Source organism: Streptomyces sp. NBC_00310 (genome assembly GCF_036208085.1).
Taxonomy (GTDB): Bacteria; Actinomycetota; Actinomycetes; order Streptomycetales; family Streptomycetaceae; genus Streptomyces.
In genome coordinates this window covers 92,995-117,630 of the sequence record NZ_CP130714.1, presented here as the reverse complement: position 1 = coordinate 117,630, position 24,636 = coordinate 92,995, and the positions used below count along the sequence as shown (strand labels likewise).

Below are 24,636 nucleotides of genomic sequence, written 5' to 3'. Positions count from 1 at the left end.
CCCGCACCCCCACCGGCAAGCCGGCCCGTGCCCTGGTCCGCACCCGGCTGCGGGCACGGGCCGCCGTCGGGCCGTTCACCCCCACCCCTGACCGAACCCGCCAGGAGCAGACCATGGTGACCTTCGTCAACAAGCTGACCGTCAACATGGTGACCTTCGTCAACAAGCTGACCGTGCACGGCGGCCTCGGCCGCTTCCTGGAACCGGCCCTCCGGCAGGACACCGCCGCCCACCGCCGGGCCGTGCGCGGCCAGGAGTTCCAGACCCTGCTCCAGAGCCTGCTCCAGAGCCTGCGCCCGCCGGCCACGCCCGACCGGGGACGGTACGAGACGGTGGAGGCGAGCGCGTGAGGGCCCACCCCGGCCGGCCCCGGGCGATGGTCGTCGGCGCGGGCCCCGTCGGACTGACCGCCGCCTACGAACTGGCCCGCAGGGGGCTGCGGGTGCGGGTCGTCGACGCCGCGGCCGGGCCCGCCCGCACCAGCAGGGCCGTGGCCGTGCATCCGCGCACACTGGAGACGTTCGCGCAGATGGGCGTCGTCGACGCCATGACGGCACGCGGGCGCAAGAACCGGGCCTTCACCATGTACGCCGGCGGACGCCGGCCGGTCCGCCTGGAGGCCGACTACTCCACGATGCCCACCTCCTACCCGTACACGCTGGTCATCCCCCAGACCGAGACCGAGGCCGTGCTGCGCGAAGCGGTGGCCCGGTGCGGGGTCGACATCGAGTGGGGCGTACGGCTGACGGGACTGGAGCAGGACACCGAGCGGGTGCGCGTGCGGCTGGCACGGGCCGACGGCGGCCAGGAGAGCGCCGAGACCGGCTGGCTGGTCGGCTGCGACGGGGGACACAGCACCGTGCGCCGCCTGCTCGGTCCGGAACTGCCCGGCCACAGCAGCGAGACGTGGATGCTCGCCGACGCGCCCGCAGGCACCGACCTGCCGCCCGACACCGTCTACTGGACCCACACCGGCGGCCAGGCCCGGTTGACGGTGCCCTACGCCCGCGACGGGCACTGGCGCCTCCTCGACACCGCCCCGGCCCCCGGCGCATCCGGCGAAGACGGTGCCGCCGAGCGGCTGAGCGCCAGGCTGCCGGCCGGGTTCGGCCGCCGGGTCCGGGTCGGCGAACCCGTGTGGACCTCCGTGTTCACCTTCCGGCAGCGGATGGTGCAGCGCATGCAGGACGGCCGCGTCTTCGTGGCCGGGGACGCCGCCCACGTGCACAGCCCCGCCTCCGGACAGGGCATGAACACCGGCATCCAGGAGGCGTACAACCTCGCCTGGAAACTCGCCCAGGTGGAACAGGGACACGCCGGAAGCGAACTGCTGGCCACCTACAGCCAGGAGCGGGTGCCCCTCGGCGAGGCGCTGCTCGGCTCCGCCCGCACCGCCACCTTCCTCGTCCAGCTGAAGAACCTGCTCGCCGCGGCCGCGCTGCCGGCCGTCTTCGCCGCCGTACGGGCGCTGCCCGCGCTGCGCCGCGCCGTCCAGCGCAAGGTGCTCGGCGGCATGTCCGGACTGCGCATCGGATACGGCGCGTCCTGCCTGACCACCACCGCCTGCGACGAGGACGCCCGAACCGGCTTCCTGGCGATGTCCGTGCCCGTGCGGATCCCCCCGGCCACCCCCGCCCCCGGCACACGGATCACGGCGGCGCCGGTCCACCACCCGCGCGCGCCGGGCTGCCGCGCCCTGCACGACGAACTGCGCGATCCCCGCTGGTCGCTGCTGCTGGCCGCGGGCGGCACCGGCCCCGGCGACACCCCCGTCGGCGTGGCCCTGACGGCCGCTGTCCAGTACGGCGAGTGGCTGTCGGTGCGGACGGTGGGCGGTACGGGCCCCGACGGGCCCGCCCCCCTCGCCGACACCGGCGCCCGGCTGCGCGCCGCGCTCCAACTGGCCCCGGGCTGCTGGCTGCTGGTGCGCCCGGACGGCTATGTCGCCGCACGCGGGGACCGGCTCACCCGCGCCGCGCTGAACCGGGCCCTGGCCCCGCTGCGCCCGGCCGCCCCGCTGGCCGGGCAGGCACCCCCCGAACCGGACGTCGCCCGGCCCGCCTCCACATACCGGCCCAGGGAACACTGACCGCGGCCCGCCACCCGCCGCACCGGTCACCGACGGAACAAGAACGAGACCGAACGGAACGGAACGGGACCGGGCGGGACCGGGCGGGACGGGGGAGGGGGCGGGGGCGGGGCGGGGCGCTCCGGGGCCGGAGGTCTCCCGGCAGCCGGACCGGCGCCTCCCGGGGCCTCGCGCCCGGCGTCGCCCCCACGGCCGGGCGGGCTCGGCGGGCTCGGCGGGCTCGGCGGGTTCGGCGGGTTCGGCGGGTTCGGCGGGTTCGGCGGGTTCGGCGGGTTCGGCGGGTTCGGCGGATGTGGCCGCGGTGCCGACCGCGGCCGAGGTCTCGACGACGAAGGGAAGGGTGCTTGTGGTGACGGGTGAGCGCGTGCACCGTACGTCGCACTCGATCGAGGTGGCCGCACCGGCCGGTGTCGTGTACGGACTGATCTCGGACGCGGTCCGGTGGCCTCTGCTCCTGCCCTCGACCGTGCATGTGGAGCGGCTGGAGTTCGACGGGACCAACGAGCGGCTGCGCATGTGGGCGACCGCCGGCAGCCAGGTCAGATCCTGGATCTCCACGCGCGTGCAGGACCCGCGCACCCGGTGCGTGCAGTTTTGCCAGCAGCACCTGCAGGCGCCCGTGAGGACCATGAACGGCACCTGGGTCGTCGAGGAACGTCCGGGCGGGAGCAGCCTGCTGACCCTGCTGCACGACTTCACGGTCCACGGCGACCGGGCCGAGGACGTCGCCTGGACGGAGCGGGCCCTGGGCGTCAACTCCCCGGCCGAGCTGGGCAGTCTGCGCTCGCTCGCCGAGCGGTGGACACGGTTCGACGAACTGGTGCTCTCCTTCGAGGACGCGGTGGCGATCGACGCGCCCGTCGAGCCGGTGTACGACTTCCTGTACCGGGTCGGCGACTGGCCCCGGCGGATCCCGCACGTGTCGCGGCTGGAGCTGACCGAGGACACCCCCGGGGTGCAGGTCGTGACGATGGACACGCTCACCGCCGACGGGCTGGTCACCACCGCCTCGCTCCGGTTGTGCTTCCCGCACGCCGGCCGCATCGTCTACAAGCAGACCGTCACGCCGGCCCTCATGCAGGCGCACACCGGCGAGTGGAACGTCCTGCACGGTGAACACGGAGTGATGGCTGTCGCGCAGCACAGCGTCCTGCTCCGCGAGGAGGCCGTGCGGCGCGTCCTGGGCCCCGACGCGGACCTCGCCCAGGCCCGCCGCCACGTCCGCGAGGCCCTGGGCCGCAACTCCACCGCCACCCTCCACCTGGCCCGCCGGCACGCGGAATCGGTGACCGGGCCGCAGTGACCGGGCCGCAGTGACCGGGCCGCAGTGACCGGGCCGCAGTGACCGGGCCGCCCGTCGCCGGGCAGGAGGCGACGGCACGCACCGGGCGGGAGCCTTTCCGCCGTGCCGTCGACCGCGGTGAAGGGCCGCGACGGTGCCGGCCCGCGCATGCGCAGGTCCTCAAGCGGCCGCCGGAGGCGCGCGAAACGGTGCTCCGGCCGAACCCGGGCGCCCGATCGAGCCGCCCTCCGAGCCGCCTCCGAGCCGCCTCCGAGCCGTCTTCGAGTCGTCTTCGAGCCGCTTTGGAACCGCTTTTGAGCCGCCTTCGTCAGGATGTCAGCCATGACCACCACCGCCATCGGGACCACGCCCGCCGGCCCCGGTCAGTGGGAGGCCGACACCCGGGGCCGCGCGGCCCGGCTCGAGGCCCTGCTCGGCGACCCCTACGACCCCGCCAACCCGCACGGGCTGCGCGCCCTGTTCGCCGCGGACGAGCGCCGTCAGCCGCCCGCCGCCACCGAGGAACTGCTCACCGGGGCCGCGCTCGCCGCCGAGTTCGTGCCCGCCGAGTACGGCGGCCGGCTCACCCGGGCCGATCTCCTCGCCCGCGTCCTGCGCCCGGTCTTCCGGCGCGACGTCGCCCTCGGCTTCGGCCACGGCATCACCTCGCTGTTCGCCGCCGGCGCCGTCTGGGCGGCCGGCACCCCCGAACAGCGCCGGCGCCTGGCCGGCCTGCTGCTCGCCGGCGGCCGGGCCGCGATCCTGCACCACGAACTCGCCCACGCCAACGCGATCCTGCGGCACGAGTTCACCGGCCGCGCCGTGCCCGGCGGCGGTTACCGGCTCGACGGACGCAAGGACGTCATCATCAACGCCGCACGCGCCACGGCGCGGGTCGTCTACGCCCGCACCGGCAGCGGCCCGCGCAGCCACTCGGTGCTGTTCGACGCCGGGCCGCCCGGCGGCGAGGGCGTGCGCCACCTCCCGCGGGTGCCCACCTCCGGCATGCGAGGGGCGCTCTTCTCCGGGCTGGAGTTCACCGGCCGCCCCGTCCCCGGCGACGCCCTCGTCGGCGGCACGGGAGACGGCATCGCCCTCGCCCTGCGCACGTTCCAGGTCAACCGCAGCGTGATCTGCGGGGTCCTCACCGCGGCCGCGGGCACCGTCCTGCACTCCGCGGTCCGGGCCGCGACCGACGGCCGCAGCGGCCCCGTCGCCCGCCGCTGGCGCAAGCCGCTCACCGGGGTCTTCGCCGACCTGCTGGCCTGCGACAGCATGGCCACGGTCGCCCTGCGCGCCCTGGGGCTGCTGCCCGAAGCCGCCCATCTGTTCGCCGCCGCCGTCAAGTACGTCGTGCCCGACCTGCTGCGGGAGGACCTGGAGGAACTCGCCACCGTGCTGGGCGCCCGCGGCTACGAACACGGCAGCCCCCACTACGGCTCCCTCGACAAGCTCCTGCGCGACCTGCCCGTCGCCGGACTCGGCCACGCCGGCACCGCCGCCTGCCAGGCCGTGATCGTGCCGCAGCTCAGGACCCTCGCCGAGAGCTCCTGGTTCATCGAGGAGGAGCCGCCGCCCGCGCTGTTTCGCGAACGCGCCGAACTGCCCCCGCTGGACTACCGGCTGCTGGGCATCGCCGGCGGCGGCGACTTCATGGCCGCCTCCCTCCTCGGATCGGCCGCCCGGCTCGCCCCCGCCCGCCGCGCCGGCGGCCAGATCACCGCGCTGGCCGCGCTGGCCGAGGTGTTCGTCACCGAACTGCGGGCCCTGCGCGAGGCATGCCGGCGGCTGCCCGGGTACGGGTCCCCGGCGCTCGCCGATCCCGCGGTGTGCGTACTCGGCGACCGCTACAGCCTGATCGTCGGCGCCGCCGCGGTCCTCGGCATCTGGGAGGGCCAGGACGGCAGCGACCCCTTCCTCTCCGACCCGGCCTGGGCCGTGCTCGCCCTGTCCCGGATCGGCCAGCGGCTCGGCGTCCCCGTGCCCGACCTGCCCGACGGCTGTGCGGCACGGGTACTGGAAGAACTGCTCCGCCGCTACCGGACCGGCCTCAGCTGCGACCTGGACGCCACGCTCCTGGCCCAGTGACAGCACCCCCGCACGCGCGCCGGCCCGACGGACGGCCCCGAAAACCCAAGGCGCCGGCCGCCCAAGGGGCCGGCGGCACAGACAGGGCAGAGCAAGGAAGGGCAGAACGCGGAACAGGAAGGGCAGCCAGGGTGAACCCGTTGACGCACACCGAACCGGCCGCGGCGGCCCGGCCGACCGGCGCCGCCCGCATCCCCGAACCGGTCCACGTCAGCGGCCCCGACGGGCCCTGGCACGGGGTGCGCGAGGACATGGACCTGCGGGGCAGCGCCGTGGTGTACACCACCTGGGGCGAATGGCTCACCGCCGCCGTCACCGACCCCACGCTGCGGCACCTGCTCGGCCGCGACTGGCAGCGCTACCGGCATACCACCGAACCGGTCGTGCGCCTGCGGTTCGTGGCCTCCCGCATGGCCACGAAGTTCACGGCCGCCGCCGCGCTGGGCACACAGCCGGCCGCACTCGACCTGGCCTACAAGATCGGGGGACGCCCCTATCTGCGCGGCCTGGACCAGATCGACGTGAGCCTCACCCACACCGACGACCTGATCGCCGTCGGCGTCAGCCGCAACGGACGGATCGGCGTGGACGCCGAACCCGCCGGACGGCCCATGTCGTTCGACCTGCTCCACAGCCACGTGTGCACACCCGCCGAGCGCGCCGAACTGCAACAACTGCCCGAAGCCCGGCGAGCCGCCGAACTGCTGCGGCTGTGGACCCTGAAGGAGGCCTACACCAAGGCCCTCGGACAGGGAATGCGGCTCGGTTTCACCGAGTTCGGCTTCGGCGTGGGCGGCAACGGCCTGCTCACCCCCGACGGCCGGCCCGCGGCCCGGGACGAATGGGCGTTCGCGACCCACCGCGTGCTCGGCCGCTACCTCATCAGCGTGGCCTGCTACGACACCGGCCTCGACACCTCCCGCGACACCGCCCCCCACACCATGCTCGACGAGGGCTTCATAAGCGCCGTCGCCGGCCTGCTGCACCCCGACGACCCGCCCCGGCGCTGACCCCTCTCTCTCGCCCCCGGGCGCCGGGCTGCCCCGCCCCGGCTGGACGGCACCGCCACGCAGGGCCGGTAATTCCGCCCCCGACCGGGGCGACAGGCGAGGGCACGCGCCCGCCGGTTCCCGGCCCAACGGCGAGCGGCCGGTGCACGCGCCGCTCCCGCCCACCCCAGGACGAGCCGCGCCTTGGGGAGGGCACCTGCGCCGCTCCCGCCTGGCCGCACCGCCAGGACGAGCCGCGCCTTGGGGAGGGCACCTGCGCCGCTCCCGCCCACCCCAGGACGAGCCGCGCCTTCGAAACGGCACCCGCGCCGTCGCCTTGGGGGAGGGCACCCGCGCCGCTCCCGCCCGGCCGCACCCGCGCCATCCCGCCGTGCCCGGCCGGGCACGCCGCACCCGCGGGGCCACCGCCGGACCACCGCCGTGTCAGCGCCGTGTCAGGCCCGTATGGGCCGGCCTTCGCATACTCGTTGCGCGCTCGCAGAGAGGGGAGGCAGGGGGTTCTCCGCAGTCGTCCGCACAAGCCGTGCACACAGCCGTACGCGTCCAGGGGCGGCGTACGCGCGGCCACGCGGACGTGCGCGCCCCGGACAGCCGATGACCGCCGACCACACCTCATCCACGCCGCCCGAGGAGATGACGACCGTCGTCGTCGACCTCGGCCGGCCCCCCTACGACACCCCCGCCCTCGAACTGCGCGGCCCGCTGGGCCCGGCCCGGCTCGAGGCCGCCCTGGACCACCTCGCCGCCGACAACCCCGACGCGCCGGTGTGGCGTCACCGGATCGACCGCCTCGGCCACGAGCACCACGCGCTGCGGCTGGCCGCCGACGACGTGCACACACCGGGCGACGCCTTCCCCTACGGCCTGCTCGCCGACCTGCTCACCCGCTCCACGCCCGCACGGCCCGCCCCCACCCTGGTGCCCACCCCGCTGCAGCGCGAGCTGCTCGCCGACGCCGACGCCCTCCCCGGCCGGCACCTCGCCCAGCTCGCCTGGGCCTGGCACGGCCCCCTGGACAGCGAACGCTTCCACACCGCCTGGCAGTCGGTCGTCGACCACGAGAGCGTGCTGCGCACCGCCTTCGACGACAGCTGCGAACCCCTCCTCGTACGGCACGAGCACACCGACGCCGAGGTGCTGTGGCTGCCGCACGGCACCGCCCGCTGGCCCGACGTACTGGAGGACGACCGCCGGCGCGGCATCGACCCGCGCCGGCCCGGCGCCCTGCGCGTCACCGTCCTCGCCGGCGCTCCCGCCCCCACGCCCCCCGCCGAGCCCGCCCGGGTCCTGCTCACCTACCACCACGCCCTGCTCGACGACTGGAGCGCACGCCTGCTGCTGCGGGCGTTCTACCGCGCCTACCTGGCGGACGGCCGCCTGCCCGGCGGTGAACGGCGCCCCGATCTGCGCGACTACGTCCGCTGGCTGCGCCGTCAGGACACCGCCCCGGCCAGGGACTTCTGGACGCGGGCCGTACCGCCGCGCACCGCGGCCGCCTGGCCCGCCCGGCACACCGCCCCCGCCCCGGCCGGCCCCGTCGGACGCACCCGGCTGCGCCTGAGTGCCGCCCAGACCGAGCGGCTCGCCGCCTGGGCGGCACGCTGGGGCAGCACCGAGAGCGGCGCACTGCAAGCCGTCTGGTCCCTGCTGCTGTACCGGGCCGGCGGGGCCCGGGCCGCGGCCCCCGTCCGGTTCAGCGTCACCGCCTCCGGACGCGGCATCCCCTTCGAGGGCGCCCCCCGCATGCCGGCCGCGCTGAGCACCGCCTGGCCGCTGTCCGTCGAGGTCGCCCCCCACTCCACCGTGGCGACGCTGCTCAGCGATCTGCGCGACCGGATCCTGGAACGCTCGGCCTATGAATGGCTCTCACCGGGACAGATCCGCTCCTGGACGGCCCCGCAGCACCACGCGGCCAACGGTACGCACAGCCCCACCGGCACCGAGGACGGTACGCACAGCCCCACCGGCACCGAGGACGGTACGCACAGCCCCACCGGCACCGAGGACGGTACGCACAGCCCCACCGGCACCGAGGACGGTACGCACAGCCCCACCGGCACCGAGGACGGTACGCACAGCCCCACCGGCACCGAGGACGGTACGCACAGCCCCACCGGCACCGAGGACGGTACGCACAGCCCCACCGGCACCGAGGACGGTACGCACAGCCCCACCGGCACCGAGGACGGCACGCGCAGCCCCACCGGCACCGAGGACGGCACGCGCAGCCCCACCGGCACCGAGGACGGCACGCGCAGCCCCACCGGCACCGAGGACGGCACGCGCAGCCCCACCGGCACCGAGGACGGCACGCGCAGCCCCACCGGCACCGAGGACGGCACCCTCCTCGTCTTCGAGAACAGGTTCCGCGACCCGGACGACCTGACCGCCGCCCTCGCCGCCCGCGGCATCCGCGTGGAGCACCCCGAGACCCTGGGAACCCCCACGGCCTTCCCCCTCACGCTCGTCGCCCACCACGACGGCGACGAACAGCTCGTCCTGACCGCCGTCCACGACCGCTCCCGGATCGCCGACGCCACCGACGTCCTGACCCACAGCGCCCTGCTCCTGGGCGAACTGCCCTACGTGGCCGACGACTCCACGACCGTGGCCGACCTGCTGCGGCTGCTGCCCGCCGCCGACACCACCACGACGCCCGCGTCACCCCCACCCCACCCACCGGCGCCGCCCACCGCGCGGACACCCGGCCACACGCCCAGGCGCAGCCCCCACTGCTGCCGCTGCGGGCCGCCGCCGACGCCCGGGCGGGCACCGTCTGCCTGCTCCAGACCCCCCACGTCCCCCGCGCCCGCTACGACCGGCTCGCCCGCGCCTACCAGGGCCCCGAAGCGGTGATCCTGCTGCGCGCGGTACCCGGCGGGCCGCACGCCCGGTACACCGCGCTACGCCCCCTGGCCCGCGCCGGCCGGCTCCTGGTCCTGGGCGGCTTCTCCGGCGGCGGAAGCACCGCCTACGAGATCGCCCGGCGTATCGCGGCGGCCGGCGGCCGGCCCCCGCTCACGGTGCTCACCGGCGCCGCGACCGGCGCGGACCGCCTCGCCCGGCTGCTCGAAACCGCCGCCGCCCAGGCCGGGCACCCCGGACGCACCGGATGACCGGCCCCGGCGGCGCCGCCATGAGCCAGGGACGGCCGGCCGGCCGTCACGCGACCCCCTACACCCCTGGAGAGACATGTCCCGTCGCCTGTTCACCTCGGAGTCCGTGACCGAGGGCCACCCCGACAAGATCGCCGACCAGATCAGCGACGCCGTCCTGGACGCCCTGCTGCGCCAGGACCCCCACGCCCGTGTGGCCGTCGAGACACTGATCACGACCGGCCAGGTCCACATCGCCGGAGAGGTCACCACCACGGCCTACGCGCCGATCGCCCAGATCGTCCGCGACACCGTCCTGTCCATCGGATACGACTCCTCCGCCAAGGGCTTCGACGGCGCCTCCTGCGGCGTCTCCCTCTCCCTCGGCGCCCAGTCGCCCGACATCGCCCAGGGCGTCGACACCGCCTACGAGGCCCGGACGGCCGGCGCCGACGACGCACTGGACCGGCAGGGCGCCGGCGACCAGGGCCTGATGTTCGGCTACGCCACCGACGAGACACCGTCCCTGATGCCGCTGCCCATCGAGCTCGCCCACCGGCTGTCCCGCCGCCTGGCCGAGGTGCGCAAGAACGGCACCGTGCCCTACCTGCGGCCCGACGGCAAGACCCAGGTCACCCTCGAGTACCGGGGCCACACCCCGGTCCGCCTGGACACGGTCGTCGTCTCCTCGCAGCACGCCGCCGACGTCGACCTCGACACACTGCTCGCGCCGGACATCCGCCGCCACGTCGTCGACCACGTGCTGGCCGGCCTGGCCGAGGACGGCATCAAACTGGACACCGAGGACCACCGCCTGCTGGTCAACCCGACCGGACGCTTCGAGATCGGCGGCCCCATGGGCGACGCCGGCCTGACCGGCCGCAAGATCATCATCGACACCTACGGCGGCATGGCCCGCCACGGTGGCGGCGCCTTCTCCGGCAAGGACCCCTCCAAGGTCGACCGCTCCGCCGCCTACGCGATGCGCTGGGTCGCCAAGAACGTCGTGGCCGCGGGCCTGGCCGAGCGCTGCGAGGTGCAGGTGGCGTACGCGATCGGCAAGGCCGAACCGGTCAGCGTGTTCGTGGAGACCTTCGGCACCGGCGAGGTCCCCCAGAACCGTATCGAGGACGCCATCGCCCAGGTCTTCGACCTGCGCCCGGCCGCCATCATCCGCGACCTCGACCTGCTGCGCCCGATCTACACGCGGACCGCCGCCTACGGCCACTTCGGCCGCGAACTGCCCGACTTCACCTGGGAGCGCACCGACCGCGCCCGGCACCTGAAGGACGCGGCCGGCCTCTGAAACGGCCGGCCGCCCCAGCCCGAGGGAGGCGTAGTGAACACGACCCGGACGGACGCCCTGCGCGAGGCGCTGGCCACCCGTGTGGTGGTCGCCGACGGCGCGATGGGCACGATGCTGCAGGCGCAGGACCCGACCATGGAGGACTTCCAGCAGCTGGAGGGCTGCAACGAGGTCCTCAACGCCACCCGCCCCGACATCGTGCGCTCGGTGCACGCCGCGTACTTCGAGGCGGGTGTGGACTGCGTGGAGACCAACACCTTCGGCGCGAACCACGCGGCCCTGGCGGAGTACGACATCCCCGATCGTGTGCACGAACTGTCCGAGGCGGGGGCGCGGATCGCCCGCGAGACGGCGGACGAGTACACCGCCCGCGACGGCCGGCAGCGGTGGGTGCTGGGCTCCATCGGCCCGGGCACCAAACTGCCCACCCTGGGCCACATCGGGTACACGACGATCCGGGACGGTTTCCAGGCCAACGCGGAGGGCCTGCTCGCCGGCGGCGCGGACGCGCTGATCGTGGAGACCACGCAGGACCTGCTCCAGACGAAGGCCGCCGTCCTGGGCGCCCGCCGCGCGATGCGGGCGGCGGGCGCCCAGGTTCCCCTGCTGGTGTCGCTGGCGTTCGAGACGACCGGCACCATGCTGCTGGGCTCGGAGATCGGCGCCGCGCTGACCGCGCTGGAGCCGCTGGGCATCGACATGATCGGCCTGAACTGCTCGACCGGCCCCGCCGAGATGAGCGAGCACCTGCGCCATCTGGCCCGCCACTCCCGCATCCCGCTGCTGTGCATGCCCAACGCCGGCCTGCCGGTACTGACCAGGGACGGCGCCCACTTCCCCCTCGGTCCCAAGGGCCTGGCCGACGCCCAGGAGAACTTCGTCCGCGAGTACGGTCTGTCCCTGGTCGGCGGTTGCTGCGGGACCACGCCCGAGCATCTGCGGCAGGTGGTGGAGCGGGTCCGTGGCCTCACGCCCGCCCCGCGCGAGGCGCGTCCCGAGCCGGGTGCCGCCTCCCTCTACCAGAGCGTGCCCTTCCGCCAGGACACCGCGTACATGGCGATCGGGGAGCGGACGAACGCCAACGGGTCGAAGAAGTTCCGTGAGGCGATGCTGGAGGCGCGCTGGGACGACTGTGTGGAGATGGCCCGCGACCAGATCCGTGAGGGCGCCCACATGCTCGACCTGTGTGTGGATTATGTGGGCCGTGACGGTGTGGCCGACATGGCCGAGCTGGCCGGCCGGTTCGCCACCGCCTCGACCCTGCCCATCGTTTTGGACTCCACCGAGGTGCCCGTCATTAGGGCCGGGCTGGAGAAGCTGGGCGGGCGGGCGGTCATCAACTCCGTCAACTACGAGGACGGTGACGGCCCCGCCTCCCGCTTCGCGAAGGTCACGCAGCTGGCGCGGGAGCACGGGGCGGCGCTGATCGCGCTGACCATCGACGAGGAGGGGCAGGCCCGTACCCCGCAGAAGAAGGTCGAGATCGCCGAACGGCTGATCGCGGATCTGACCGGGAACTGGGGTATCCACGAGTCGGACATCCTCATCGACACCCTGACCTTCACGATCTGTACCGGGCAGGAGGAGTCCCGCGGGGACGGTATCGCCACCATCGAGGCGATCCGTGAGCTCAAGCGCCGCCATCCGCAGGTGCAGACCACGCTGGGGCTGTCGAACATCTCCTTCGGTCTGAACCCGGCCGCGCGGATCCTGCTGAACTCCGTCTTCCTGGACGAGTGTGTGAAGGCGGGCCTGGACTCGGCGATCGTGCACGCCTCGAAGATCCTGCCGATCGCCCGCTTCAGCGAGGAGGAGGTCACCACCGCTCTGGACCTCATCCATGACCGGCGGGCCGAGGGGTATGACCCGCTGCAGAAGCTGATGGCGCTGTTCGAGGGCGCCACCGCCAGGTCGTTGAAGGCGGGCAAGGCCGAGGAGCTGGCGGCGCTGCCGCTGGAGGAGCGTCTCAAGCGCCGCATCATCGACGGTGAGAAGAACGGCCTGGAGGCCGACCTGGACGCGGCCCTGCGGGAGCGGCCGGCGCTGGACATCGTCAACGACACGCTGCTGGACGGGATGAAGGTGGTCGGTGAGCTGTTCGGCTCCGGCCAGATGCAGCTGCCGTTCGTGCTGCAGTCCGCCGAGGTCATGAAGAGTGCGGTGGCGCATCTGGAGCCGCACATGGAGAAGACCGACGACGAGGGCAAGGGCACCATCGTGCTGGCCACGGTGCGCGGTGACGTCCATGACATCGGCAAGAACCTCGTGGACATCATTCTGTCCAACAACGGCTACACGGTGGTCAATCTCGGTATCAAGCAGCCGGTCTCGGCGATCCTGGACGCCGCCAAGGAGCACCGGGCCGATGTGATCGGGATGTCCGGGCTGCTGGTCAAGTCCACGGTGATCATGAAGGAGAACCTTCAGGAGCTCAACCAGCGCAAGCTGGCCGCCGACTACCCGGTCATCCTCGGCGGGGCCGCCCTGACCCGCGCCTATGTCGAGCAGGACCTGCACGAGATCTACGAGGGCGAGGTCCGCTACGCCCGGGACGCGTTCGAGGGGCTGCGGCTGATGGACGCCCTGATCGGCGTCAAACGGGGCGTGCCGGGCGCGAAGCTGCCCGAGCTCAGGCAGCGCCGGGTACGGGCGACGGCCACGGCCACCGCGGTCGAGGAGCGCCCGGAGGAGGGGCACGTCCGCTCCGACGTGGCCACCGACAACCCCGTCCCCACACCCCCGTTCCGGGGCACCCGCGTCGTCAAGGGCATCCAGCTCAAGGAGTACGCGGCCTGGCTCGACGAGACCGCGCTGTTCCGCGGCCAGTGGGGCCTGACCAAGGAGCTGGTCGAGACCGAGGGCCGGCCCCGCCTGCGCGGCCTGCTGGACCGGCTCCAGACCGGCAACCTCCTGGAAGCGGCCGTCGTCCACGGCTACTTCCCCTGCGTCTCCAAGGGCGACGACCTGATCATCCTGGACGAGCAGGGCAACGAACGCACCCGCTTCTCCTTCCCCCGCCAGCGCCGCGGCCGCCGGCTGTGCCTGGCCGACTTCTTCCGCCCCGAGGAGTCCGGCGAGATGGACGTCGTCGGCCTCCAGGTCGTCACCGTCGGCTCCCGCATCGGCGAGGAGACCGCCAGGCTCTTCGAGGCCGACGCCTACCGCGACTACCTCGAACTGCACGGGCTGTCCGTGCAGCTGGCCGAGGCACTCGCCGAGTACTGGCACGCCCGGGTGCGCGCCGAACTCGGTATCGCCGCCGGCGACGCCCACACGCTGGACGGCCTGTTGCGCACCGAGTACCAGGGGTGCCGCTACTCCCTGGGCTACCCGGCCTGCCCCGACCTGGAGGACCGCGCCAAGATCGCTGAACTGCTGCAGCCGGAACGCATCGGTGTGCGCCTGTCGCAGGAGTTCCAGCTGCATCCCGAACAGTCCACCGACGCCCTCGTGGTCCACCACCCCGAGGCGGGCTATTTCAGCGCGGGGGGCCGGCCTTGAGCACCCTGCGGGAGATCCTGGCGGGCGGCGCCCACTCCGTCTCCTTCGAGTTCTTCCCGCCGAAGACACACGCCGGGACCCGGACGCTGTGGAACGCGATCCGCCGGATCGAACCGCTCGCCCCCACCTTCGTCTCGGTCACCTACGGGGCCGGCGGCTCCTCGCGGGAGCGCACGATCGAGGTCACCAAACGCATCGCCGCCCAGACCACGCTGCGGCCCGTGGCGCACCTGACCGCCGTGGGCCACTCCGCCGACGAGCTGAGACACATCATCGGCCAGTACGCGGACGCGGGCGTGCGCGACGTGCTCGCACTGCGCGGCGACCCGCCGGGCGACCCGAACGCGCCCTGGGTCCCGCATCCCGGGGGCTTCACCCACGCCCACGAACTGGTCTCGCTGGTGCGCAGGTCGGGCGGCTTCAGCGTGGGCGTGGCCGCCTTCCCCGAGCGCCACCCCCGTTCGCCCGACTGGGACACCGACATCCGCCACTTCGTGGCCAAGTGCCGTGCGGGCGCCGACTACGCCGTCACCCAGATGTTCTTCCGGGCGGAGGACTACCTGCGGTTGCGCGACCGGGTCGCGGCGGCGGGCTGCGACACCCCGGTCATCCCCGAGATCATGCCCGCGACCGACGTCCGGCAGATCGCGCGGTTCGCCGAACTGTCCCACGCCACCTTCCCCGACGACCTCGCCCGAAGGCTGGACGCCTGCCGCGGCAACCCGGCGGACGGACACCGCGTCGGCGTCGAGCACGCCACCGCCATGGCCGAACGGCTGCTGGCCGAGGGCGCTCCCGGCCTGCACTACATCACTCTCAACCGGTCCGCCGCGACCCTGGAGATCCACCGGAACATCCACCGCGCCCTGCGCGGTCCCCACGCCCTCTCGGCCGCCCGCTGACACCGGATCGGCACGGGCGGCGCGCACGGCAGGCACCGCACCCCGCCGCACCGCACCGCACTGGACCGGCCGCACCGGACGGGGCGGGACGGGGCGGGGCGGGGCCCGCAGGACCGCTTGAGCCGCGCTCGAGATCCGTGGCCCCTGCCACGGGCCCGGGGTTCACTTGGCGCCATGGCCCTCCACGCGCAGCTCCCGCCGTGCCCGATGCTGTCCGAGCCCCGGCTGCGGGACGCCCAGGCCCTGCTGCTGTCCGGCGACCCGCGCCGGGCGGCCGACCGCTGCGCACACCTGCTCGGGGGTGCCCCGCACGCCAGGACACCCGGCTGGCAGGCCGCGTTCGGCGCGCTGCGCGCGGAGTCCCTGCTGTGCCTGGGCGACGCCGGGTGGGCCGAGCGTGAGGCCGCCGCCGCGGTACGGGCCGCCCCGCCCGGCGGTGCCCTGGTGCTGTGGCCGGCGGCGGTCCTGGCGCAGACACTGACCGAGACGGGCCGGTACGAGGAGGCGGACCGGCAACTGCGCGACGCCGCCCGCGGACCGCTGCCGTCCACGGCGTACGCCCTGCCGTACCTCAGGGCCCGCGGCCGGCACCGCCTGGCCGTGCGGCGCCCCGCGGAGGCCCTCGCCGACTTCCGGCGGACCGGGGGAGGGGTGAACCGTCCCGACGCGGGCCTGTTCTTGCACCTTCCCTGGCGGACCGACGCGGCCGAGGCCCTGCTGGGGCTGGGCCGCTGCCGGCAGGCCGCGGAACTGGTCCGCGAACAGCTCGCCCGCACCGCCGTCCTCGGCCCCAGGTACCGGGGCGTCGCCTTGCGTCTGCTGGCGGCCACCGAGGAACCGGCCCGGCGGCCGGCCACGCTCGCCCGGGCGATCGTCGAACTGCGCGCCTGCGCCGACCGCCCGGAGCTCGCCCGTGCGCTGGCCGACCTGGGGGACTGCCTGCACGACCTGGGGGACGACTTCACCGCCGGCGGGGTCCTGCGGCGCGCCCGGCACCTGGCCGCCGACTGCGGAGCGCCACCGCTGCCCGCACGCGTCCTGCCCGGTACCGTCCGCCCGGCCCGGTACCGGGCCGGCACGTCCCCGCGCCGCCTGCCCGCCGCGCCCCGCGACGACCGTCCCGCCGCCAGCGGCGTGTGAGCGCCCGGCCCTCGGCGCCGGCACCCGGCGCCGAGGGCCGGGCGTCCGTGCCGGAACCCGTGCCCGCGGCCGCGTTTGCGCCGGCCCCCGTGCGCGGTCAGTCGTCGGCGCCGAAGTAGTCCGGCTGGGTCTGCACGTTGAGCTCGCGCAGCCGGATCTTCCGCGCGGGGTCGGTCCGCCTGTCGTTGATCTTCAGGACGTCGAGCCCCTTGACCAGGTCGCTCGAGTAGATGTGGCCGTTGTAGTAGTACGCCGACCACGAGCCGCCCCATGCGACGGCGTCCGTGGTGAGCGGGCCGCGCTCGAAGTAGGCGATCTCCCTGGGCCTGGCGGAGTCGGTGAAGTCCCAGACGGAGACACCGCCCTGGTACCAGGCCTGGACCATGATGTCCTTGCCCTTGACCGGGATCAGTGAGCCGTTGTGGGCGACGCAGTTCTCGGTGGCCGTCTGGTGGCGCGGGATCTTGTAGTAGCTCCTGAAGACGAGCTTGCGCCGGTCGCCCTTGCCGACGATGTCGTAGATGCCGTCGGCGCCGCGGTCGGGTCCGATCTCCGCGTTGCAGGTGGCCGCGCCGCCGCCGCCCAGCTCGTCGGTGAAGACGACCTTGTCGGCTTTCTGGTTGAAGGTCGCCGAGTGCCAGAACGCGAAGTTGACGTTGTCCTGGACCTGGTCGATGACCCGGGGGCGCTCGGGGTCGGCGATGTCGAGGAGGACGCCGTCGCCCATGCAGGCGCCTGCCGCGAGGTCCTCGGAGGGCAGCACGGTGATGTCGTGGCAGCCGGTGGTCTTGGTGACGCCCGGGTGGGTGGGCTCGCCCGGGTTGCCGCCGCCGTCCGGTCCGTCGCCGGGGAAGAGCACCGGGAAGCCGACCACGGCGGCCTTGTGCGGGGCGCCGCGCGGCACCTTGATGACCGAGATGCCGTCGAGCGGCGGCCGGCAGTCGGGGTAGGTGGCGCTGGGGCCGTAGGAGGAGACGTAGATGTAGACGCTCCGGCGCTCGGGCACCAGGGTGTGGGTGTGCGAGCCGCAGGGGGTCTCGACGGCGGCGACGTACTTCGGGTTCGCCTTGTCGCTGATGTCGAAGACCTTCATGCCCTCCCAGGAGGACTTCTCGGTCTCCGGCTGTTCGGTGCTGGCGCAGGAGTCGTCGCTGCGCGAGGAGTCGGTGGACAGGAAGAGCAGGTTCCCTGAGACGGATATGTCGTTCTGCCAGCCCGGGCAGAAGACCTGGGCGACGGTCTTCGGGGACGCGGGCACGCTCATGTCGAAGATCCGGAAACCGTCGAAGTTGCCCGCGAAGGCGTACCTCCCCTGGAAGGCGATATCCGTGTTGAAGCCCGGCAGCGCCTGGTTGGGGAGACTGGCCACGGGTTCGATGTTGGCCGAGTGGACGATCCCGTCGGGAGCCGGGACGCCGCCCGGGGACGGCGCGGTGGTGCCGGGGCCGGGGGCCGCACCCGCCTGAGTCGTCGTCAGGAGCGTGCACAGGAGCCCGGCGGCGGCCACGAGCGCGCCCAGGCGTCTGCGCCGCGCTCGGGGACGGGGCAGGGGACGGGTCAACAGGGGCACCGCGGCCCTCCCTGGTCGAAGTGGTCGCCGTGCACGGCGGAACGGTGCACGGACATCGGCAGTATCGGTCCGGTCACGACCGCGCCGGTCGAGGCGGGCTTGACCGTCCGTGGAGCCGCCGGACCCGCACCGCGCGGGAGCGCGGTGCGGGCGGCTAGGGGGCTTCTGATGGATCTCCGCGGCGTCGCGACGCCCGGCACGCACTCTCGCCGCACCGGACGAAAGCCCGACTAGCTCCGCTACGAGGACTTCCGCCCGGCACGCCGGGAGCACGCACCGACCGCCGCTCCTTCTTCCACGGAGCTCCGTCAGAAGCCCCTAGGCGTCGATGTCGCGGAGCTTGAAGGCCGAGGCGAGTTCCGCGACCGGAACGGTCCGCCCCGCGTACCGGTCGAGGTGCGCGCTCTCGAACAGCGCGTGGATTGCGCGGCCGGGGAATTCCAGCGAGTCGGTGTCCGCCGGAATCCGGTCCGCGCTGGTCGCCGCCATGACCGCCTCGGTGCGGGTGAACCCCGGCGAGAGCGCCAGCGCCGTGGCGCCGTGCGGGCGCAGGTCGTGCGCGACGGTGCGGGCGAGCCGGCTCACGGCCGTCATCGCCAGGTCGTAGAACACGTGCCCGCCCAGGACCTCGGAGCCGGGATCGGTGTAGCCGGTGAAGACCAGCAGGCCGCGACGCTCGATGAGCAGCGGTGCGGCGTGCCAGGCGGAGACCATGTGGCTGCGGACACCGACGTCGACCATGTTCGACCAGTGTTCCAGCGGCAGTGTCCAGAACGGCCCGCCCACGAAGGGCAGCGCGTTGCCGTTGAAGGCGTTGGCGACCATGAGGTCGATGCCGCCCTGTTCGGCACGGATCCGGTCGAACAGGGCGGCCACCGCCTTGTCGTCGGCGTGATCGACGACCACCCCGATCCCCGTGCCGCCACGGGCCGTCACCTGCTCGGCCGTGTCCTCCACGGTTCCCGGCAGGTCGCTGTAGCGCCGCCCGCGGGACTCCCGGTCGGTGACGTAGACGGTCGCGCCGGCCTCGCCGAGGACGAGCGCCGTGCCCCGGCCGATGCCGCGCGCCGCACCGGTGACGACCGCGATCGTGCTGCTGTCCATGTGATCCTCCCCTGGCATGCGTCGCCTGGCACGCTACGTGCGTCACCCCGGGGGGAGGCGGTCCCACACGGGACAGAGGAGGACATCCGCCGCGAATTCCGCGCCGTGCTCGACGGATCCCCGAGCGAAACTGCACCGCTGGTGCAGCGGGGCCGGCGGCCACCGCCGGCCGATGGTGACACGGCCACCGCCCGGCCGACGTCCGTGTCCTGGCCGGCCGGACGCGCCCCCGCCCCGTGCGCCCCGTGCGCCCCGTGCCCTCCAGGATCGCTCGAGCCCCGGTGGGGGACCGTGGCCCTGCCGGGCGGACCCCGCTTCACTTGGGGAACCAGCCCCCCCCGCGACCGCCGGCCGCCGGCCCTCACCCCCCCGGGGCCGGCGGCCCGGCCGCGGCGTCCGCCACCGGGCCCCGGGCCCCGGCCCGCACGCGAGAAGAAGACGGAGCCGACCGTGCACCCACCCGCCCCTGCCGAGCCCGGCCGCCTGACCGCCGTCCGGGCCGCGAACATCTTCGACGGTGACCGGGTGCGCGGACCGGGCACCGTCTTCATACGGCAGGGGGTCATCACCGGCGTCGAGACGGCCAACACCGCTCCCCCCTGCGACGCGGCCGTCCATGAACTGGGGCCCGGCTCCTTCCTGCTGCCCGGGCTCATCGACGCCCACAGCCATCTGTGCTGGAACGCCGGGCCCGACGCCGTCGCCGCCGTCACCGCGGACCCGCAGGCCACCCTGCACGCCAACGTCCGGGCGGCCGCCGCCCGCGCCCTGCGGGCGGGCATCACCACCGTCCGGGACCTGGGCGACCGCGACTACGCGGTCGTGGCGGTACGCGACGCCGCCGCACCCCGCCGGCACGAACTGCCCGAACTGCTCGCCGCCGGGCCCCCCTTGACCACGCCCCGGGGCCACTGCCACTTCCTCGGCGGCGGCACCGCGGGGGCGCACGCGCTGCGGCGCGCGGTGCGCGAGCGGTTCGACCGCGGCTGCCACACGGTGAAGGTGATGGCCAGCGGCGGCAGCGTCACCCCGGGCAGCGACCCCTCCCTGCGGCAGTTCACCGCGGACGAACTGCGGGCCGTGGCCGAACAGGCGCACGCTCTGGGAATGAACACGGCCGCGCACGCGCACGCCCCGGCCGCCATCCTCGACGCGGCGCGCGCGGGCTTCGCGACGGTCGAACACGTCTCGTTCATGACGGGCGACCGCTTCCGTCCGCGGGCCGCCGTCATCGACGCGCTCGTGAGCGCCGGGACCTTCGCCTCGCTGACGGCCGGGGACGTCTGCGCGGACCGGGCCGCCGCGCCGCCGCTGGCCGCGAAGATGCTCCAGTGCCTGGCGACGGTGCTGCCGCCGCTGAGGGCGGCGGGCGCCCGGATCGTCCTGGGCTCGGACGCCGGGATCGGGCCGACCAAGCCCCACGACGCACTCGTCGAGGGCGTGCGCGATGCCGTGCGGCTCGGCGTCGACGGTGCCGCCGCGCTGCGCATGGTCACCGGCGAGGCGGCCGAGGCCTGCGGGGTCCAGGGCCGCAAGGGACGCCTCGCGCCGGGCGCCGACGCCGATCTGCTCGTCCTGGGGGCCGACCCGGTCCTGGACATGGCGGCGCTGACCGAGGTGCGCGGCGTCTACCGCCTGGGACACCCGGTGCACGGCCACGACGCCGCCCCCCTCTGAGACGCCCCCGCCGGGCAGGCATCCGGCGGCCCGCTGGACTTCCGCTCGACGACCGCTCGAGTCCGGGCGGAAAACGGCGTTTTGCCCCGCGCGGCCCGTTACGGTGCTCAAGGCCGACGGCCGGCGAGGAACCCACAACCGGCCCTGCGCCCCGCCTGTCCCACCCGCACCGCCCTTTTCCGCACCACAGCCGACAACCGGGGGAGAACCATGATCAACCGCAGAGGAGCCGTCCGCCTGGGCATAGGCGCCGGCGCCGCCACCGCACTCGGCGGTGCCCTGTCCGCCCCCACCGCGGGGGCCGCGCCGTCCGGCCGCCGCCGCGCCGCGGGCCCCGACTGGAACGCGCTGCGGCGCCACCTGTCGGGGGACGTCGTCCTGCCGGGGGAGGCGGACTACGACCGCGCCCGCAAGATCTACATCGGCTACTACGACCGGGTCAGACCGCAGGCCGTCGCCTACCTGGACAACACCGAGGACGTCCGCACGGCCCTGAAGTTCGCGCAGGACCACGCGATCCGGCCGACGATCCGCAGCGGCGGCCACAGCTTCGGCGGCTACTCCGTCTCCGACGGCCTGGTGCTCAACCTCTCCCGCCTCGATACGGTCCGCCTCGGCACGCGCACCGTCCACGTGGGCCCCGCCGCCCAGCAGGTCGACGTCCTCCAGCAACTCGCCCCCCAGGGCATCGCCGTGGCCAGCGGCATCTGTCCCGGGGTGTGCCCCGGCGGCTTCGTGCAGGGCGGCGGCCTGGGCTGGCTGACCCGCCAGTACGGCATGGCGTGCGACACCCTCGTCTCCGCGCAGGTCGTCCTCGCCGACGGGCGCGTCGTGCGGGCCTCCCCCAAGGAGCACCCCGACCTGTTCTGGGCGATGCGCGGCGGAGGCGGCGGCAACTTCGGTGTCGTCACCCGCTACGAGATGCGGGCGTTCGACGTGCGCTCCATGGTGAACTTCCAGCTCACCTGGCCGGCCGACGCCGCCCAGCGGCTCATGGCCGCCTGGCAGAACTGGGTGATCGACGGCCCCCGCGAACTGGGGGCGGCCCTGGGCCTGCAGATGACCGACGCCGGCAGCGACGCCGTCGACCTCATGGTCTACGGCGCCTGGCTGGGCGCGCCGGACAGGTTCCCGGCGGTCCTCGACTCGCTGATCTCCATGGCCGGTTCGGCACCCGCGACCCGGGACATCAAGGAACTGTCCTACCGCGACGCCATGATGTCCTGGTACGGCTGCGCCGACCTGACACCGCAGCAGTGCCACACCGTCGGCTACACCCCCGAGGCGAAACTGCCCCGGGAGAACTTCGCGCTCGACCGCAACCGGATGTTCTCCGGCCCCGTCCCCGACCAGGGCCTGCACGACATGCTGAACGTCTTCTACGCCGACCGGCGCCCCGGGCAGTTCCGCTACCTCAGCCTCTTCGCCTTCGGCGGCGCCGCCAACGACGTCGAGCGCACCGCGGCGGCGTACGTCCACCGGGACACCGAGTTCTACACCGGCTTCTCGGTGGGGCTGTCCGACCCCAGCCCCACCCCGGAGGACGAGGCGGCCGCCCGCGCCTGGGACGACAAGGCCTTCGCGGTCATCGACCCGCTCTCCAACAAGGAGAGCTACCAGAACTTCATCGACCCCGCGCTCACCGACTGGAAGTCCTCCTACTACGGCGAGAACTACGAGCGGCTCACCACCGTCAAGCGCACCTACGACCCGCACCGCCTGTTCTCCTTCGCACAGGGGATCGTGTGAGCTCCAGGCACCCGCTCAAAGGCCGCGTGGCCGTCGTCGCCGACGGCCACGCGGCTGCGGCCGCGGCATCGCCACCGGACCCGGCGCAGCCGGCGCGACCGTGTACGTCACCGGCCGCACCTGTGCCGGGCACCCCCTTCGAGAGGGGCCGCCCGGAGACCACCGAGGAGACCGCGGCCCTGGTCCAGGAGGCCGGCGGCACCGACGGCCACCGCGACGACCTCTGCTGCGACCCGGCCGAACACGCGGTGGTCCGGCTCGCCCGCGCCCAGGCCGCGGAACTGGCACGGCACCACGTCGCGGCCGTGGCCGTCACCCCGGGACTCCCGCGCTCGCAGGCGATGCCCGACCACGTCGGGGTGAGCGAGGAGAACCGGCGCGAGGCGATCGCCGCCGACGCGCTCTTCGCGTTCTCCGCGAGCCCGCGCCACCTGCGGCGCGGCTGGCCGCCGACCCGCACGCACCCGGCAGGTCGGGAGACCTGTACGCCAGTTGGGAGCTCGCCGAGGAGCACGGCTTCACGGATGTGACCGGCGACCGGCCCAACTGGCGCCACCGGAGCCGGTGAACGCCCCTCCGGTGAACGACCCCCGGTGGAAATCCGATACCCGACCAAGAAGGTGACACACATGGCCGACCCACGAGCCGGCACGAGCAACGGTGCGGGCAAGATACTCCTCGCACTGCTCTGCATGGCTCAGTTCATGCTGATCCTGGACCTCGCCGTCGTCGCGGTGGCCGTGCCCTCGATCCAGTCCCAACTGGGCGTCTCCACGGCGGACATCCAGTGGGTCTCCACCGCCTACGGCCTGGCCTTCGGCGGCTTCCTGGTCGCCGCGGGCCGCGCGGCCGACCTCTTCGGCCCCAAGCGCATCCTCCTGGCCGGCCTGGCCGTCTTCGCTCTCGCCTCCGCCGCATGCGGCCTGGCCCCCGGCGGCGGCCTGCTCTTCGTCGCCCGCGCCGTACAGGGATTCGGCGCCGCCCTCGTCTCCCCGGCCGCGCTGACCCTGGTCACCACCAGCTTCGGCGAGGGCGAGGACCGCAACAAGGCGCTCGGCATCTGGGGGGCCGTCTCCTCGGGCGGCGCGATCGCCGGACAACTGCTCGGCGGAGTCCTCACCGACCTGGCCGGATGGCGCTCCATCTTCCTGATCAACGTGCCCATCGGCATCGCCGTGATCGTCGCCGTGGCGGCGTATGTGCGCAAGGACCGGCCCCGCGCCCAGGGACGCATCGACCTGCCGGGCGCGGCGCTGCTCACCGCGGGCGTCGTCCTGCTGGTGACCGCGGTGACCCGGGCGGCCGAACACGCCCTGGACACCAGTGTCCTGGCCACCGGCGCCGGCGGGCTGCTCGTCCTGGTGGCCTTCACCCTCCACGAATCCCGGGCCGCCCACCCCGTGGTCCGCCTGTCGATGTTCCGCAACCGGTACGTGGCCTACGGCAACCTGGTGTGCATGCTCACCTCCGGCGTGGGCACCGTCTCGGTGTTCCTCACCACCCTCTACCTGCAGCAGGTGCTCGGCCTGAGCCCGATGACGGCCGGCCTGGGGTTCGTCCCGGTCACCGCGCTGATCCTGGTGGTGTCGATGCGGATCCAGCCGCTGGTGAAGAGGTTCGGCGTGCGGACGCTGCTGCATGTCTCCGCGCTCTGCCTCGTGATCGGGGCGCTGCTGCTCAGCCTGGTCACCGTCGACGGCTCCTACTGGGTGCAGGTGCTTCCCGGGCTGCTGTTCAGCGGCCTGGGCGCGGCGCTCAGCTTCACCCCGGCGATGATCCTGTGCACCACCGGCGTCGCCGACGAGGACCAGGGGCTCGCCTCCGGGATCCTGGGCACCTCGCAGCAGATCGGTGCGGCCGTCTTCCTCGCGGCCCTGAACACCGTGGTGGCCGCGGTCGCCGCCGGCGGCGGCCCGCAGGCGCTGACCGACGGGTTCCGGGCGGGTTTCCTGTGGTCCCTCACACTGCCCGTCCTCATGGTCGTCTGCGTCCTGGCGCTGCCCCGCGAACGGGCGGGGCAGCCGGACGGCGCAGGCACCGGCGACGGCGGCTCCGCGAAGCCGGGCCCGGCCGAGGAAGCCGTCCGCTGACCGGCACGGGCCGGCCATACCGGCCGGCCCGTG

17 protein-coding genes are annotated in these 24,636 nt (G+C 74.2%); 15 read left to right on the top strand and 2 right to left on the bottom strand.

Annotation, left to right across the window (positions count from 1 at the left end; translation table 11 throughout):
• The first annotated feature begins 113 nt into the window (after nt 1–113).
• The 11 genes from OG202_RS00355 (at nt 114) to OG202_RS00305 (ending at nt 16,413) form a co-directional block, all read left to right on the top strand.
• Nucleotides 114–350 carry a hypothetical protein gene (locus OG202_RS00355; protein ID WP_327726233.1) on the top strand — a complete coding sequence of 79 codons (237 nt, stop codon included), beginning with the start codon at nt 114–116 and terminating at the stop codon, nt 348–350.
• Entirely contained in the window at nt 347–2,089 is a 1,743-nt protein-coding gene (locus OG202_RS00350; protein ID WP_328222120.1) for an FAD-dependent oxidoreductase, read from the top strand. Before OG202_RS00355 ends, OG202_RS00350 begins: the two co-directional genes overlap by 4 nt.
• Before the next feature lie 349 nt (nt 2,090–2,438).
• Complete coding sequence (locus OG202_RS00345) at nt 2,439–3,392, top strand: aromatase/cyclase (protein WP_328222119.1); 954 nt, start codon at nt 2,439–2,441, stop codon at nt 3,390–3,392.
• 321 nt (nt 3,393–3,713) lie between these two features.
• Nucleotides 3,714–5,459, top strand: coding sequence for an acyl-CoA dehydrogenase (locus OG202_RS00340; protein ID WP_328222118.1), 1,746 nt, complete (start codon nt 3,714–3,716; stop codon nt 5,457–5,459).
• 140 nt (nt 5,460–5,599) lie between these two features.
• Nucleotides 5,600–6,469: a 4'-phosphopantetheinyl transferase family protein gene (locus OG202_RS00335; RefSeq protein ID WP_327726229.1), complete on the top strand. Its 870-nt coding sequence runs from the start codon at nt 5,600–5,602 to the stop codon at nt 6,467–6,469.
• 594 nt (nt 6,470–7,063) lie between these two features.
• A complete protein-coding gene (locus OG202_RS00330; protein ID WP_328222117.1) occupies nt 7,064–9,325 on the top strand; it encodes a condensation domain-containing protein in 2,262 nt (753 codons plus the stop codon).
• Nucleotides 9,322–9,585 carry a hypothetical protein gene (locus OG202_RS00325; RefSeq protein ID WP_328222116.1) on the top strand — a complete coding sequence of 88 codons (264 nt, stop codon included), beginning with the start codon at nt 9,322–9,324 and terminating at the stop codon, nt 9,583–9,585. The genes OG202_RS00330 and OG202_RS00325 overlap by 4 nt, the downstream gene beginning before the upstream one ends.
• Before the next feature lie 76 nt (nt 9,586–9,661).
• On the top strand, nt 9,662–10,870 hold the full coding sequence (gene metK, locus OG202_RS00320) for a methionine adenosyltransferase (protein WP_326573073.1): 1,209 nt from the start codon (nt 9,662–9,664) through the stop codon (nt 10,868–10,870).
• A gap of 33 nt (nt 10,871–10,903) precedes the next feature.
• On the top strand, nt 10,904–14,371 hold the full coding sequence (gene metH, locus OG202_RS00315; protein WP_328222115.1) for a methionine synthase: 3,468 nt from the start codon (nt 10,904–10,906) through the stop codon (nt 14,369–14,371).
• Entirely contained in the window at nt 14,368–15,273 is a 906-nt protein-coding gene (metF, locus tag OG202_RS00310) for a methylenetetrahydrofolate reductase [NAD(P)H] (RefSeq protein WP_328222114.1), read from the top strand. Before metH ends, metF begins: the two co-directional genes overlap by 4 nt.
• 174 nt (nt 15,274–15,447) lie before the next feature.
• Nucleotides 15,448–16,413: a hypothetical protein gene (locus tag OG202_RS00305; protein ID WP_327726225.1), complete on the top strand. Its 966-nt coding sequence runs from the start codon at nt 15,448–15,450 to the stop codon at nt 16,411–16,413.
• Nucleotides 16,414–16,510: 97 nt separating this feature from the next.
• Here OG202_RS00305 and OG202_RS00300 read toward each other — a convergent pair whose 3' ends face one another.
• Nucleotides 16,511–17,983, bottom strand: a complete 1,473-nt coding sequence (locus OG202_RS00300) for an LVIVD repeat-containing protein (RefSeq protein ID WP_405892099.1) — start codon at nt 17,981–17,983, stop codon at nt 16,511–16,513.
• A gap of 318 nt (nt 17,984–18,301) precedes the next feature.
• Nucleotides 18,302–19,087, bottom strand: coding sequence for an SDR family oxidoreductase (locus tag OG202_RS00295; protein WP_326585315.1), 786 nt, complete (start codon nt 19,085–19,087; stop codon nt 18,302–18,304).
• 450 nt (nt 19,088–19,537) lie between these two features.
• Here OG202_RS00295 and OG202_RS00290 point away from each other — a divergent pair, with 450 nt between their 5' ends.
• From OG202_RS00290 to OG202_RS00275, 4 genes are all read left to right on the top strand, one after another.
• Nucleotides 19,538–20,764 (top strand): amidohydrolase family protein, encoded by a 1,227-nt coding sequence (locus OG202_RS00290; protein ID WP_327726224.1) that lies wholly within the window; start codon nt 19,538–19,540, stop codon nt 20,762–20,764.
• Between the two features lie 210 nt (nt 20,765–20,974).
• On the top strand, nt 20,975–22,513 hold the full coding sequence (locus tag OG202_RS00285) for an FAD-binding oxidoreductase (RefSeq protein WP_326585317.1): 1,539 nt from the start codon (nt 20,975–20,977) through the stop codon (nt 22,511–22,513).
• Nucleotides 22,510–23,043, top strand: a complete 534-nt coding sequence (locus OG202_RS00280; RefSeq protein ID WP_327726223.1) for a hypothetical protein — start codon at nt 22,510–22,512, stop codon at nt 23,041–23,043. Before OG202_RS00285 ends, OG202_RS00280 begins: the two co-directional genes overlap by 4 nt.
• Before the next feature lie 99 nt (nt 23,044–23,142).
• Nucleotides 23,143–24,603, top strand: coding sequence for an MFS transporter (locus OG202_RS00275; protein WP_327726222.1), 1,461 nt, complete (start codon nt 23,143–23,145; stop codon nt 24,601–24,603).
• Nucleotides 24,604–24,636: the final 33 nt, after the last annotated feature.

Coding starts and splice junctions, on each gene's coding strand:
- OG202_RS00355 (WP_327726233.1), top strand. CDS start 114: ATGGTGACCTTCGTCAACAAGCTGACCGTCAACATGGTGACCTTCGTC.
- OG202_RS00340 (WP_328222118.1), top strand. CDS start 3,714: ATGACCACCACCGCCATCGGGACCACGCCCGCCGGCCCCGGTCAGTGG.
- OG202_RS00330 (WP_328222117.1), top strand. CDS start 7,064: ATGACCGCCGACCACACCTCATCCACGCCGCCCGAGGAGATGACGACC.
- metK (WP_326573073.1), top strand. CDS start 9,662: ATGTCCCGTCGCCTGTTCACCTCGGAGTCCGTGACCGAGGGCCACCCC.
- OG202_RS00305 (WP_327726225.1), top strand. CDS start 15,448: ATGGCCCTCCACGCGCAGCTCCCGCCGTGCCCGATGCTGTCCGAGCCC.
- OG202_RS00295 (WP_326585315.1), bottom strand. CDS start 19,087: ATGGACAGCAGCACGATCGCGGTCGTCACCGGTGCGGCGCGCGGCATC.
- OG202_RS00285 (WP_326585317.1), top strand. CDS start 20,975: ATGATCAACCGCAGAGGAGCCGTCCGCCTGGGCATAGGCGCCGGCGCC.
- OG202_RS00275 (WP_327726222.1), top strand. CDS start 23,143: ATGGCCGACCCACGAGCCGGCACGAGCAACGGTGCGGGCAAGATACTC.